This window comes from Pseudomonas sp. G2-4, from assembly GCF_030064125.1.
Lineage (GTDB): Bacteria > Pseudomonadota > Gammaproteobacteria > Pseudomonadales > Pseudomonadaceae > Aquipseudomonas.
The window spans coordinates 3,994,888-4,007,848 of sequence record NZ_CP125957.1; the positions used below are offsets into that span (position 1 = coordinate 3,994,888).

Below are 12,961 nucleotides of genomic sequence, written 5' to 3' on the forward strand. Positions count from 1 at the left end.
CAGGCTCGCTCCCACAGAGGGGGTTGTGTGTTCGTTAAAAGGCAAAGCAGGAGCAGCCAAACGCGCCCCAGAAGCCTTGGAAATCGCTGACCGGAACGTTCGACAGGCGCGCGCGTTCATGGCTATGGGAATGCACCGTGCAAGGACCGCTGCACTGGTGGACCTGCGCTTGCAACGGTGAGGTCGGGCGCCAGTGGCCCGGGACCTTGACCACCGGCGACCAGTCCGGCAGCACCGGGACACTGGCCGGCCCAAGCTTTTCGAAGTCACCGGCGGCGTACACCACCTTGCCGTCGACTACCGTCAGCACGGACTCGATCCACTTGATGGCTTCTTCCTCGACGCTGAAGAAGTCCGCGCTCAGGGCCGCCAGGTCCGCCAGTTGACCGACCTTGATCTGGCCCTTCTTGCCCTGCTCCGAGGAGAACCAGGCACTGCCATGGGTGAACAGTTCCAGGGCGGTCAGGCGCGGCAGACCTTCTTCGTGCAATGAGAGGCCGCCGACCGTGCGGCCGCTGACCATCCAGTACAACGAGGTCCAGGGGTTGTAGCTCGATACACGGGTGGCATCGGTACCGGCGCCCACCGGCACGCCTTCGGCCAGCATGCGCTTGATCGGCGGCGTGGCTTCGGCGGCCTTGGCACCGTAGCGATCGACGAAATATTCACCCTGAAACGCCATACGGTCCTGGATCGCGATACCACCGCCCAGCGCCCGGACCCGCTCGATGTTCTTCGGCGTGATGGTTTCGGCGTGGTCGAAGAACCACGGCAGGCCGTTGAACGGGATGTCGCGGTTGACCTTCTCGAACACATCGAGCATGCGGCTGATGGACTCGTCATAGGTGGCGTGCAGGCGGAACGGCCAGCGCTGCTCCACCAGATGGCGGACCACCGGTTCCAGGTCCTGCTCCATGCCGGGCGGCAGGTCTGGGCGCGGCTCGAGGAAGTCTTCGAAATCCGCTGCCGAGAACACCAGCATTTCACCGGCGCCGTTGTGCCGCAGGAAGTCATCGCCCTGGTGCAGCTTGACGCTGCCGGTCCAGTTCTTGAAGTCGCTGAGTTCTTCCTTGGGCTTTTGGGTGAACAGGTTGTAGGCGATGCGCACCGTCAACTGCTCTTCCCGGGCCAGTTGCTCGATCACCGCGTAATCGTCCGGATAATTCTGGAAGCCGCCGCCGGCGTCGATGGCGCTGGTCAGCCCCAGGCGATTGAGTTCACGCATGAACTGGCGTGTGGAGTTGACCTGGTATTCCAGCGGCAGCTTCGGCCCCTTGGCCAGCGTCGAGTACAGGATCATCGCGTTAGGCCGCGCCACCAGCATGCCGGTGGGCTCGCCCTTGCTGTCGCGCACGATCTCGCCACCCGGCGGGTTCGGTGTGTCACGGGTGTAGCCGGCCACCCGCAGCGCGGCGCGATTGAGCAAGGCACGGTCATACAGGTGCAACACGAATACCGGCGTATCGGGAGCCGCCTGGTTAAGTTCTTCCAGAGTCGGCATGCGTTTTTCGGCGAACTGGAATTCGTTCCAGCCGCCCACCACGCGCACCCATTGCGGCGTCGGCGTGCGATCAGCCTGATCCTTGAGCATGCGCAAGGCATCGGCCAGGGACGGCACACCTTCCCAACGCAGTTCCAAGTTGTAGTTCAGGCCCCCACGGATCAGGTGCAAGTGCGAGTCGTTGAGTCCAGGGATGACGGTGCGGCCCTTGAGGTCGATGACCTGGGTGCCGCTGCCGCGCAGGGCCATGGCCTCGGCGTCGGTGCCCACGGCAATGAACTTGCCTTGGCTGATGGCTACCGCGCTGGCGCGGGGTTTCTCACGGTCGACGGTATGGAATTGACCATTGAATAGAATCAGATCGGCGTTCATCGGATTTCCTTTGACGATGGATGTGCGGACACATCAAGAGTAAATACAGTCCGTGTGTGGCGAGGGAGCTTGCTCCCGCTCGGGCGCGTAGCGGCCGCTCTTTTTGGGCCGCTTCGCAGCCCAGCGGGAGCAAGCTCCCTCGCCACAACAGCGCTTGTCACAATCGCTCAGCGATGCTCGGGCTCCAGGTGTTCGTGGGCCTTCGAAGCTTCCATCCAGGGTGCGAACAATCGGGTCGCCAGCGGCATGAACACGTACACCACCGAGAGCACGATGGTCAGGGTGATCAGGAACGTCGCCACCACGTAGTTGGAAAGAAACCCATTGAGCTGCAGCAACGGCCCCCAGATCAGCGGCACCAGCAAGGTGTGCGGCAGGATCACCAGCAGCGTCACCACCGCCTGCTTCCAACGCGGCGGAGGCGTCGAGGCATCGGCCAGCGGGGCGAACCAGAACTCCTTGTGCGGCGCGACTTCGGTCTGGTCGCCGTCGGCCAGCAAGGGCGTGGCTTCCTCCACCAGTTCACGGCGTTCGGGCGAGTCCAGCCAGCGTTGCATGGCTTCGGTGGAACAGAAGCGCAGCACGCAGGTGAACAGCGACAATCCGCCCCGCTTGCCACGGACTACGTCTACGCCCAGGTGTCCCGGCCACTGACCGGCCACCCGCACGATGCGCCGCAGCCAGGCCTCGTACGCCGCGTCCTGGCCGGCCTTGATCCGGTGCTTGACCACCAGGGTGACGATTTCGTCGAAGCCGGGTTTGGCCGGGCTCGCGGGGGATTCAATGGCTTGAGATTCAGACATGGCGAAGCACTCCAACAAAACGCGTGTTCATCGCCAGGCGTCCAGGCCCGGCCATGAATACGCTGGTAAATATGATCAGCAGCAACCAACCGAACTGCCCTTCTTCCAGGCTCCACTGCGGGTGCACCACCAGCAGCGCCACGGCCAGCAGAAACAGGATGGGCAGACACGCCAGGCGCACCAGGACACCGGCCATGATCAGCAGCGGGCACAGCACCTCGGCGAAAATCGCCAGGATCAGGGTCGGCGCCGCGCCGAGGTGAAACGGGTCTTCGATGCGCGTCAGCTCAACGCTGTAGTGCAACAGCTTCGGCAACCCATGGACCCAGAGCAAAAACAGCGCGCCGCTCAGGCGCAGGAACAACAAGCCCAGGTCCTGCAGGGAACGTTCGTCAGACATGTTCATCGGTGCACTCCGTCGGGGTCCGCCGAGGCGGCCGCCGGCAACGGTTGGGACATGTGGGTGGCAATGCGCGAGCGCAACCAGCGCTCGGCCGGGTCGTTGTCATGCACGCCGCTCCAGACCATCGACAACTCGGCGGCATTGATCTCGAACGGCGGATCCTCGGCGCGCAACGCACAGCCTTCCACCAACGCGCAGGCGGCGTAGTCGGGCACGGTGGCGATCAGTTCGGTACCCGCCAGCAAGGCCCGTAGTCCGCTGAATTGCGGCACCGCCAGCACCACTTTGCGGGCCCGGCCAATGCGGGCCAGGTCCAGGTCGATGTTGCCGCTCAAGTCGCCGGAGAACGAGACCATGGAGTGGGGCCGCGCGCAGTATTCGTCCAGGGTCAACGGCCCCGGGCGCTTGTCGCCGCGCAAGACCTTGCAGGGGATATCTCGCAGTTTCTTGCGCTTGGCATTGGCCGGCAGATCGGTGGTGTAGCTGACACCGACACTGATTTCACCGCTGGCCAACAGCGACGACATCAGCAGGAAATTGGCCCGGCGCACCACCACGATGATGCCCGGCGCTTCTTCGCGCAGTTGGGTCAGCAGCGGTGGAAACAGGCCGAACTCGGCATCGTCGGACAAACCGATGCGAAACACGTCGCAACTGGTGGACGGATCAAACGCCTTGGCCCGGCTGACCGCGCCGGAAATCGTGTCCATGGCCGGTTGCAGCTCTTGCAGGATCGCCAGGGCCCGCGGAGTCGGCTCCATGCCGCGACCGTGACGGATCAGCAGCGGATCATCGAACAGATCCCGCAGCCGCCCCAGCGCTGCGCTCACCGCCGGCTGGCCCATGAACAGTTTTTCGGCGACGCGGGTCAGGTTTTTCTCGAACATCAGTGCCTCGAAGATCACCAGCAGGTTCATATCGAGGCGGCGCAAGTCATTGCGATTCATGGGTATGGGTCCTATCGAATACCGATCCTGTGGGAGCGAGCCTGCTCGTGAAGCGGTGGCACAGTCGACATAAGTGCCAGCTGACCCACCGCTTTCGCGAGCAAGCTCGCTCCCACAGGTGAGTGCTTGATCAACCCTGGATGAACGCCAGCAGGTCGGCGTTCAACCGGTCCTTGTGGGTATCCGTCAGGCCGTGTGGCGCGCCCGGGTACACCAGCAACTGCGAGTTCTTCAGCAACTTGGCGGCGGCGATGCCAGCTGTTTCGATGGGGACCACTTGGTCGTCATCGCCATGGACCACGAGGGTCGGCACGTCGATGTTGCGCAGGTCTTCGGAAAGATCGGTCTCCGAGAACGCTTTGATGCAGTCGTAGGTGTTCTTGTGGCCGGCGAGCATGCCCTGCATCCAGAACCAGTCGATCATGCCTTGGGAGACCTTGGCACCCGGCCGGTTGGCGCCGAAAAACGCGCTGGCCACATCTTTGTATAGCTGAGAACGGTCGGCCAGGGAGGCCTGGCGAAAACCGTCGAATACTTCGATGGGCAAGCCGCCAGGGTTGGCCGGAGTCCTGACCATCAGCGGCGTCACCGCCGAAATCAGGCCAAGCTTGGCGACTCGAGCGGCGCCATGGCGGCCGATGTAGCGCGCCACCTCGCCCCCACCGGTGGAGAAGCCGAGCAACACCGCGTCCTTCAAGTCCAGCCGCTCGATCAGCTCGGCCAGGTCATCGGCGTAGGTGTCCATGTCATTGCCGTCCCACGGCTGGCTGGAGCGCCCGTGTCCACGGCGATCATGGGCGATCACCCGGTAACCGTTGGAGGCCAGGAACATCATCTGCGCCTCCCAACTGTCCGAGTTCAACGGCCAGCCGTGGCTGAAAACCACCGGCTGGCCACTGCCCCAATCCTTGTAGTAAATCTCGGTGCCGTCGCGGGTGATGAAGGTGCTCATGACATGACTCCTTGAGGGGGGGTGGATGCCTTTATGGTCCGGCCACGGGGGGTGTCTGCGTGAGTTAAACGTTGTTAATTTTTTGGGGACTGGAGTGTTAAAAAACTCCGCTTTTGTGGCGAGGGAGCTTGCTCCCGCTGGACTGCGCAGCAGTCCCAGGACTGACATCCGGGTGTGTCAGGTTTAGTAGGGTTGGGCTTTGGGGGCCGCTTCGCGGCCCAGCGGGAGCAAGCTCCCTCGCCACAGGGGTTCTGTGTTTGGAAGGTAACGGGGAAGCCCCGCCGTTGCGCTTGACGCAAAACCTGACGAATATGCTCGGGTACCGCCCAGCACCCGCACCAGAATACTGAGAGCAACATGAGCCATTACCTCAACCTGCCCGTCGAACAGACCGTGCATTTCGGCCCTTACCGAGTTCATCCTCGCCAGCGCCTGGTGCTGGAGGCCGGGCAACCGTTGCGCCTGGGACGGCGGGCGGTAGAGATTCTGCTGGTATTGCTCGAACACGCCGGGCAGGTGGTGAGCAAACAGCAACTGATCGCCCGCGTCTGGCCCACGAGCGTCGTGGAAGACACCAACCTGCGGGTGCACGTCGCGGCCCTGCGCAAGGCCCTGGGAGATGGTCAGGCTGGCCAGCGCTACATCGTCACCGTGGCGCAACGTGGCTACAGTTTTGTCGCGCCGGTGTCGCTCGAACCCCTCGAAGAACTGGCGCGCATCCCTCATCCGTCTCTGGCCCACAATCTGCCGTTGCGACGCACGCGAATGATCGGTCGCCAGGCCCTGGTAGAAACGTTGGTGGCCCAGCTGCCGCGAAAACGCTTTATCACGCTGGTGGGTACTGGTGGCATCGGCAAGACCACCGTCGCCCTGCGAGTCGCCGAACAGTTGATCGGCCACTACCGCGACGGCACCTATCTGCTGGACCTGGCAGCGCTCAACGATCCGGCCATGATTGCCCCCAACCTGTGTGCGCTGCTGGACCTGCCGTTGCAGGACGGCGACTCACCAGAGAACATCGCCCGACAGCTCAAGGCGCGGCATCTGTTGATGGTGATCGACAACTGCGAGCACCTGATCGATACCGTCGCCGTACTCTGCGAAACCCTGTTGCGCGGCGCCCCTCACCTGCATGTCCTGGCCACCAGCCGCGAAAGCTTGCGTGCCGAAGGCGAGCATGTGCAGCGCCTGGATGCCCTGGCGTTTCCGCCGCGTGAGATGCCCAGCGAGGGTTATCCCGCCGTGGAATACCCGGCATTGCAACTGTTCGCCGAACGGGCGATGGCCAGCCATGACGACTTCGAGCTGACCGACCCACAGGTGCCATTGGTGATCGATATTTGCCAGCGGCTGGACGGCATTCCCCTGGCCATCGAGCTGGCCGCTGCTCAAATCGGCCGCTTCGGGCTGGAGGAACTTCACCGACAATTGCAAGACAGTATCACCCTTCTCCACAACGACAGCGACGCCGCTCCACGCCAGCAAACCCTGCGCGCTACGCTGGACTGGAGCTTCGCGTTGCTCACCCCTTGCGAGCAGACCTGCCTGCGGCGACTGGCGGTGTTCATGGGCAGTTTCAACCTGGTATCGGCCGCGGCAGTGATCGTCGGCCAGCACGTAGCGCCCGACCAGGTGCTGGTGTCGGTCAGCCAGTTGGTCGCCAAGTCATTGCTCAACGTAGAGATCGGCGATGAAGAGGTGCGCTACCGCCTGCTGGATACCACCCGCAGCCATGCCATGGAGAAACTGGCCGAGGCCGGGGAAACGGCAGCCAGCCAGGAGCGCCACGCCGAGCGTTGCCTGACACTGATGGAACAGGCCGAAAAGGACTGGGGGAACACGCCCGCACGGCTGTGGATCGCCCGCTACGCCGCCTATCGCGATGACATCCGTGCGGCGCTCGATCGGGGGTTGGGCCCGCAGGGCTCCCACGCGGTAGCGATCCGCCTGACCGCCCGCACCCTGCCCCTTTGGCAAGAACTGTCGCTGCTCAAGGAGCACGGGCTTTACGTCAGCAAAGCGCTGAAACTCATACACGCCAGCCCCTCGCCCTGCCCAAGGTTGACCCTCGCCCTGGAACTGGCCCACGCCAGTTTCAATTACCACACCGAGGGTGGTACGCCGGCGACTGTCCGCGCCTTCGTCAAGGCCCGGCATCTGGCGCAGCAATGCCAGGACCTGACCAGCGAACTGCGGGCGGTGTCGGGGCGCATGACCGTCAACCTCAGTCTCGGCCACTATCAGGAGGCGCTGGAGCAAAGTCAGGATTTCGACCGCCTGGGCCTGCATGGAGATCCGAATCTCGCCTTGAGCACCCAACGCCTGCGAGTGCTGGCGTTGCATTTCAGCGGCGATCAGCGCGCAGCCCGGCGCGATGCCGAACAGGTGATCCAGCGCCTGGCCCAGAGCGGTCATCTCAGCCGCTTCACCCAAGGCTTCGGCGTGCAATACGATCAGAGCGTGGCCGCGCTGACGGTTCTGGCGCGCATCCTCTGGCTGCAAGGCTTTGCCGAAAAAGCCCGGCGCACCGCCAACCTCGCACTGCAGATTGCCATGCAGATCAACCATGGCATCTCGATCTGCTACACCCTGGCAATCACCGGTTGTGTAATCGCCCTCTACAACGGCGACCACTCAGTTGCCCGGGAAAGGCTTGAACTGTTGAAGCAACAGGCCAGGAAGCATTCGGTGATGCTTTTCCATGATTGGGCCTGCCACTACGAGTGCGCACTCGATGGCGCTCCCTTGGCGGCAAGCCGGACCAACGGGCTGATTCAGGATATCGTTGTCACCCTACGGGCCGACTGCGTCAGCCCGGCGCAACTTGAGCGCGCGCGCAGTGGCGCCGCGGGCTGGTGCACAGCGGAGGTCCTGCGGGCCGGCGCCGAAACCTGGCTGGCACAAAACGACCCGTCCCTTGAGGGCCGCGCCGAAGAGCAGTTGCTAAATGCACTGGCCGTGGCCCGGCATCACAATGCCCTGGCCTGGGAACTGCGCAGCGCCATGTCCCTGGCCCGACTATGGAAACGCCGGGGCCAGGACCTCGCCGCACGGGACCTGCTTGGGCCGGTCTATCGACGTTTCACCGAAGGATTCGACACCCCCGACCTACAGCAAGCCAACGCGCTGCTGCAAACGCTGAGTCAACAACTCGGGCACTGAGCGGCACGGCCCCCAGGCCTCTTGCAGCACATAACGCCGATGGAGCGTCTGCCACTGACCAGTGCGCCGCAACTTTTCCAGGACATAGGCGCGGGTGGTGTGGAGCAAGTGAAACCGAACGCCGTCCGCGCGCTGCTCGACCACCACCAGCGATTGGCTCACCAGCCGTGACAACAACCAGGGCAATTGCCCGATACCCAGCTCGGCGCAACTGATCACGGCCATCACCGCCTTGAGGGTAAAGGGTTCATCGAACACCGCCAGGCGCTGCAGCACCGCTTGCTCGTCAGTACTCAAGCGCTGGAAACTCCAATCCAGCGAGGCCTCCAGGCTTCGGTGGCGGGCCACCGCCGTGCGTCGTCCATGGCTCAAGAGCGACAATCCATGATCCAGCTGCTCCAGCACCCCAGCCACGCCCAGCGCATCGACCTGGGCTGCCGCCAGCTCCAATGCCAGCGGCAACCCGTCCAGGCGCTGGCCTATCTGGGCAAGGATGACCCAGTCGCGCTCATCCGGCTTGAAGCCTTGCTGGCGGGCACCAACCAGATCGATCAACAACTGCACGGCCGGGCACGCCGCGATCTGATGCGCAGGCGCAAGGTCCGACGCCACCGCCAGGCCCTGCAACTGCACAACGCTTTCATCCGCGATACCCAAGGGTTCGCGGCTACTCACCAACAGCGACACCCCAGGTGCCGAGTGCAGTGCCCGAGCCAGCGCCTGACAGGCGTCGAGCACATGTTCGCAGCCATCGAGCACCAGCAGCATTCGACGGGGTGCCAGTTGCCGGTCCAGGTGCTCATCTTGCAAGCCGAGCGTGCGGGCGATCTGCGCCAACAACTGCGATGAGTCGCTGACGGTAGACAGGTCAAAAAACCAGGCACCGTCGTCAAAATATTCCAGCAACAACTCCGCTACCCGCAGCACCACGGTGCTCTTGCCGACACCACCTGGACCGGTCACCGTGGTCAGGGGTTGTCGGGGCACTTCGGCCAATAACCGCCCCAGCACTTTGTCGCGCCCCATTACCGGACTCAGGCGGGCGGGCAGGTTATGCCGCTCAGGCAATCGGGAGGCCCGCCGTTCGACAGCTGCCTCCAAGGCCACGGGGGCAGCAAAGCAATAGCCCTGCCGGGGATGATTGAGGATGTAGCGACAGCCGTCCCGCCCATCACCGAAGGCCCGCCGCAGCGCAGCAATGTGCACTCGCAGGTTGATGTCTTCCACGATGCTGTCGGGCCAGACGCGCGCGATCAGCGCTTGCTTGCTGACGAAGGTGCCGGCTTGCTCGACCAGTACCTGAAGGATATCCAGGGCACGTCCGCCCAGCGCCAGCGGTTTGCCCTCACAGGTGACCAGCCGCTGCTGCCGGTAAAAGGCAAACGGACCGAAGCCCACCGCCGGCTCGGTATCGGGTTTGACGAAACTGTTCATGGGCGATCCAGCGCCGGCTAACCGGGCGAGCATGACGTTGCGGATCAGCGAACGCGTCTGCCCTGGCTCCTGCGCATCCTTTCCAGAGGGTTCGCGGTTATCTTGGCAGGCACTGCCCGCAGGACAATGCTGGCACAGGGAGCGTCACGGACATCTCGATGCCCTGGACGGACATCGAAGGCTCAACTGAACTGCTGGCGATACTGCACCGGGGTCAGGCCGAGCTTTTCACTGAACAGGAAACGCATGTGTCGCACACTGCCGAAGCCACTGCGAAATGCCACGGTCTTGAGGGGCAGGTCAGTGGTTTCCAGCAACTGGCGGGCCCGGTCGATGCGCGCGCCTTGCAGGAACTCCATGGGTGTCATTTTCACCTCACGGGCGAAGACCCGGGCAAAATGCCGCGAACTCATGGCCGCCAGCGCCGCCATGCGTTCAATGGTGAAGGGTTCCTCCAGATGCTCCATCACATGATTCTGCACCCGGGTAATGGCCGTCTCCTGCGCCGCCACCGCCGCCACCAACGGACTGAACTGCGCCTGCCCGCCCTGGCGTTTCATCACCACCAGCAGAACCTTGGCCACATCCAACGCGACTTTGCGGCCGTGGTCTTGCGCGACGATGGACAGCGCCAGGTCGATACCGGCGGTGACGCCGCCGGAGGTGATCAGGCGCCGGTCCTGCAGGAAGATCTTGTCGGTTTCCACCCGTGCCTTGGGGAAACGCCGGACCAGGCGTTCGGTGTAATGCCAGTGGGTGGTGACGCGGTAACCGTCGAGCAATCCAGCCTCACCGAGCACAAAGGCCCCGGTACAAATGGAGCCGTAGCGTGTGGCCCGTTGTGCCGCCGCTCGCAGCCATGTGTGCAGGCCCGGGTGTTGATCGTTGTAGGCCCCCGGCCCGCCCGGCACCAGCAATACGTCATAGGCCGCCCAGGCCTGGTCGATATGAATATCGGCCTGCACCATCACGCCATTGGACGCCCGCAACGCGCCGCGCTCGGTACCCAGGGTCAGCAGGTGATAACGATGGTCCGGCTCGAGATAGCGATTGGCGATGGAAAACACTTCAAGCGGCCCGGCCATGTCGAGCAGCAAAAAATCCGGGAACAACACCATTGCAACGGTTTTCATTGGGGCATACACCAAAAAATCCAGGTGAGCGCAGCGAAGCCTGATGTTCGCCAACTCAAACCCTGGAATGAAACCCCGTGGGAGCGAGCTTGCTCGCGATAGCGGAGTGTCAAACGACATTGAAGCAAGCTGAACGGACGCTATCGCGAGCAAGCTCGCTCCCACAGGGGTCGTCGTTTAATTGAGGGCATCAGTCATCCCTTGCATTATGGCGAAACGAAGCGCCTGCTGGTGACATTTGAGCATTGTCTACTCAAAACGGACAGTCTTTCGTTTTTCACCTGCTTATTGAATGGTTCGACAACCATTAACCTTCTTCTGAACCCGGCGAACGGCCACAGCCGTCCCCCACTGAACCAGGAGAACTACCATGCTGACCCTTCGCAAAGCTTCGGACCGCGGTATCGCTCGCCACGGCTGGCTGACCTCGTTCCATACGTTTTCTTTCGCCAGCTACCGCAACGTCAATGAACAGGGCTTCTCCGACCTGTTGGTCATCAACGACGACCGGGTCGCGGCCGCCAAGGGCTTCGGCCAGCACCCTCATCGGGACATGGAGATTTTCTCCTATGTGCTCGAAGGCGCGCTGGAGCATAAGGACACCCTGGGCACCGGCTCGGTCATTCGTCCGGGCGATGTGCAATTGATGAGTGCCGGTAGCGGCGTGGCCCACAGTGAGTTCAATCACAGCGCCGACGAGTTGGTGCACTTCCTGCAAATCTGGATCGTGCCCAACGTCAGTGGCGCCACGCCGCGCTATCAGCAAGAGCACTTCAGCGCCGAACAAAAACGCGGGCGCCTGCAATTGATCATTTCCCCGGACGGCACCGAGGGCTCGCTGCAGGTGCGCCAGGACGCGCGGGTTTATGCCGGGCTGTTCGATGGGCAAGAAAGCGCCACCCTGCCCCTGGCACCCGATCGTTATGCCTACGTGCATGTGGCCCGAGGCAGTGTCGAGCTTAATGGTGTGCCACTACAGGAAGGTGACGGTGTGCGAGTGCGCGAAGAGCAGGCATTGACGCTGAGCAACGGCCAGGATGCCGAGGTGCTGGTGTTTGATCTGCGGCCGCAGGAACTGCCGCAAATGCCATGAGGCCAGGATCCCGCCCCCCTGAAAAACCGATGCCTGTAGGGGCATCGGTTTTTTTGCTCTCCAGCAACCCGGATCACCCGCTACATCTCGTACGGCAACACACCGCCCGCCCGTTGATCGGCTAGTTGTGAGCACTCTGGTTGCGTGCGAGCCAAAGTCGTCTATAAAGTTCAATTCACAAGGTGGTTTTTTGACTAATAATGCTCAACCGTCCGGCTGAATTGTTGACTCAGTGTTACAAGCCGAGCAAAATGATCTCACTTTGCCACTGCCTCTCTTAGCTTCAGTTTATTCATGGAAGAATGCATGAAAACGGTCATATCGTTTGCGGTACTTTTCGTAGCGTGCGGCGCCACAGCGGACGTGCAGAAAATCAAATATAACTACGACGATTCGGATGCCGAATATGCCATCGTCTCGTTTGCAGAAAGTGGCTCCGCCATTCAGGCCACCGTACGAAGAACAGGCTCTTACTTCACCAGCTACACAAGACTGGAACTCGATTGCGCCAAACGCCATGTCCGTCACATGGGCATGTACAGCAGCGTCGAGGATCTGGAAAACGTCAAGTTTGATGAGATGCAGGGGCGAATTGTCGAGGGTACGGTAGCCGACGAAGTGGGGAAAGTCCTCTGTAATGGCTCCACCTTGACCGCCTCGCAGCCCGATGAACTGTCGGCTGAAGCACAACCCGACGACAAGAGCTGATTCCGACGCCGCTAGTCTGCGGCGTTATCTTTCGCACCCGCTGCGAAAGTCACTACAGGGCAAAATGCTCTGACATGGATGTCTTCGTATTGGATGGCGCGCGCTTTGCGACGACCCGCCACCCAATACTGCAAGACCCTTTATTTCTGCGCAGACAGAAAAAGGCAACCTGACCCGATCACCTGAAATGCCCGTCTCCCTTTGGCGGGTGGGGAAGATTCATGCACGCAAAAAAGATCTTCGAGTTTCTGATGTCGCTGCTGGTTTACGTTCTGGTCTCACTGCTTTGGTTCGGCTATGCGGTGCCGGCCATGATCGAACAAGACTCCGACCTCACATTGATCGTAGCCGCTACCGGTTCGATTATCTGGATGTGTGCCACCGGCTGTATCGTTCTGTACATGATCCAAAGGGTTCGTGCGACCTGATCGAGGGATCGGGCCGCTTGGCTGC

At 62.2% G+C, this 12,961-nt stretch carries 11 protein-coding genes; 4 read left to right on the plus strand and 7 right to left on the minus strand.

From position 1 onward, the window contains the following. Positions 1–34: 34 nt before the first annotated feature. The 5 genes from QNH97_RS17400 to QNH97_RS17420 all read right to left on the minus strand — a co-directional run bounded on the left by QNH97_RS17400 (position 35) and on the right by QNH97_RS17420 (position 4,978). Complete coding sequence (locus tag QNH97_RS17400; RefSeq protein WP_283553117.1) at positions 35–1,873, minus strand: amidohydrolase; 1,839 nt, start codon at positions 1,871–1,873, stop codon at positions 35–37. A 167-nt stretch (positions 1,874–2,040) separates the two neighbouring features. Continuing rightward, complete coding sequence (locus QNH97_RS17405) at positions 2,041–2,676, minus strand: antibiotic biosynthesis monooxygenase (RefSeq protein WP_283553118.1); 636 nt, start codon at positions 2,674–2,676, stop codon at positions 2,041–2,043. Further along, positions 2,669–3,082, minus strand: coding sequence for a DoxX family protein (locus tag QNH97_RS17410; RefSeq protein ID WP_283553119.1), 414 nt, complete (start codon positions 3,080–3,082; stop codon positions 2,669–2,671). The genes QNH97_RS17405 and QNH97_RS17410 overlap by 8 nt, the downstream gene beginning before the upstream one ends. After that, positions 3,079–4,026: a LysR substrate-binding domain-containing protein gene (locus QNH97_RS17415; RefSeq protein WP_283553120.1), complete on the minus strand. Its 948-nt coding sequence runs from the start codon at positions 4,024–4,026 to the stop codon at positions 3,079–3,081. The genes QNH97_RS17410 and QNH97_RS17415 overlap by 4 nt, the downstream gene beginning before the upstream one ends. 130 nt (positions 4,027–4,156) lie before the next feature. Continuing rightward, positions 4,157–4,978 (minus strand): alpha/beta fold hydrolase, encoded by an 822-nt coding sequence (locus QNH97_RS17420; protein ID WP_283553121.1) that lies wholly within the window; start codon positions 4,976–4,978, stop codon positions 4,157–4,159. 357 nt (positions 4,979–5,335) lie between these two features. Here QNH97_RS17420 and QNH97_RS17425 point away from each other — a divergent pair, with 357 nt between their 5' ends. Further along, positions 5,336–8,140, plus strand: coding sequence for an ATP-binding protein (locus QNH97_RS17425; RefSeq protein WP_283553122.1), 2,805 nt, complete (start codon positions 5,336–5,338; stop codon positions 8,138–8,140). Here the strand turns inward: QNH97_RS17425 and QNH97_RS17430 are convergent. Further along, positions 8,087–9,574, minus strand: a complete 1,488-nt coding sequence (locus tag QNH97_RS17430) for an ATP-binding protein (protein WP_283553123.1) — start codon at positions 9,572–9,574, stop codon at positions 8,087–8,089. The two genes, QNH97_RS17425 and QNH97_RS17430, sit on opposite strands and share 54 nt — an antisense overlap. Positions 9,575–9,756: 182 nt before the next feature. Next, positions 9,757–10,707, minus strand: a complete 951-nt coding sequence (locus QNH97_RS17435) for a GlxA family transcriptional regulator (RefSeq protein WP_283553124.1) — start codon at positions 10,705–10,707, stop codon at positions 9,757–9,759. A 370-nt stretch (positions 10,708–11,077) separates the two neighbouring features. Between QNH97_RS17435 and QNH97_RS17440 the strand changes: the two genes are divergently transcribed. From QNH97_RS17440 to QNH97_RS17450, 3 genes are all read left to right on the plus strand, one after another. Further along, positions 11,078–11,800 (plus strand): pirin family protein, encoded by a 723-nt coding sequence (locus QNH97_RS17440; RefSeq protein WP_283553125.1) that lies wholly within the window; start codon positions 11,078–11,080, stop codon positions 11,798–11,800. A gap of 306 nt (positions 11,801–12,106) precedes the next feature. Further along, complete coding sequence (locus tag QNH97_RS17445; protein WP_283553126.1) at positions 12,107–12,508, plus strand: hypothetical protein; 402 nt, start codon at positions 12,107–12,109, stop codon at positions 12,506–12,508. 221 nt (positions 12,509–12,729) lie between these two features. After that, complete coding sequence (locus QNH97_RS17450) at positions 12,730–12,936, plus strand: hypothetical protein (protein WP_283553127.1); 207 nt, start codon at positions 12,730–12,732, stop codon at positions 12,934–12,936. Positions 12,937–12,961: the final 25 nt, after the last annotated feature.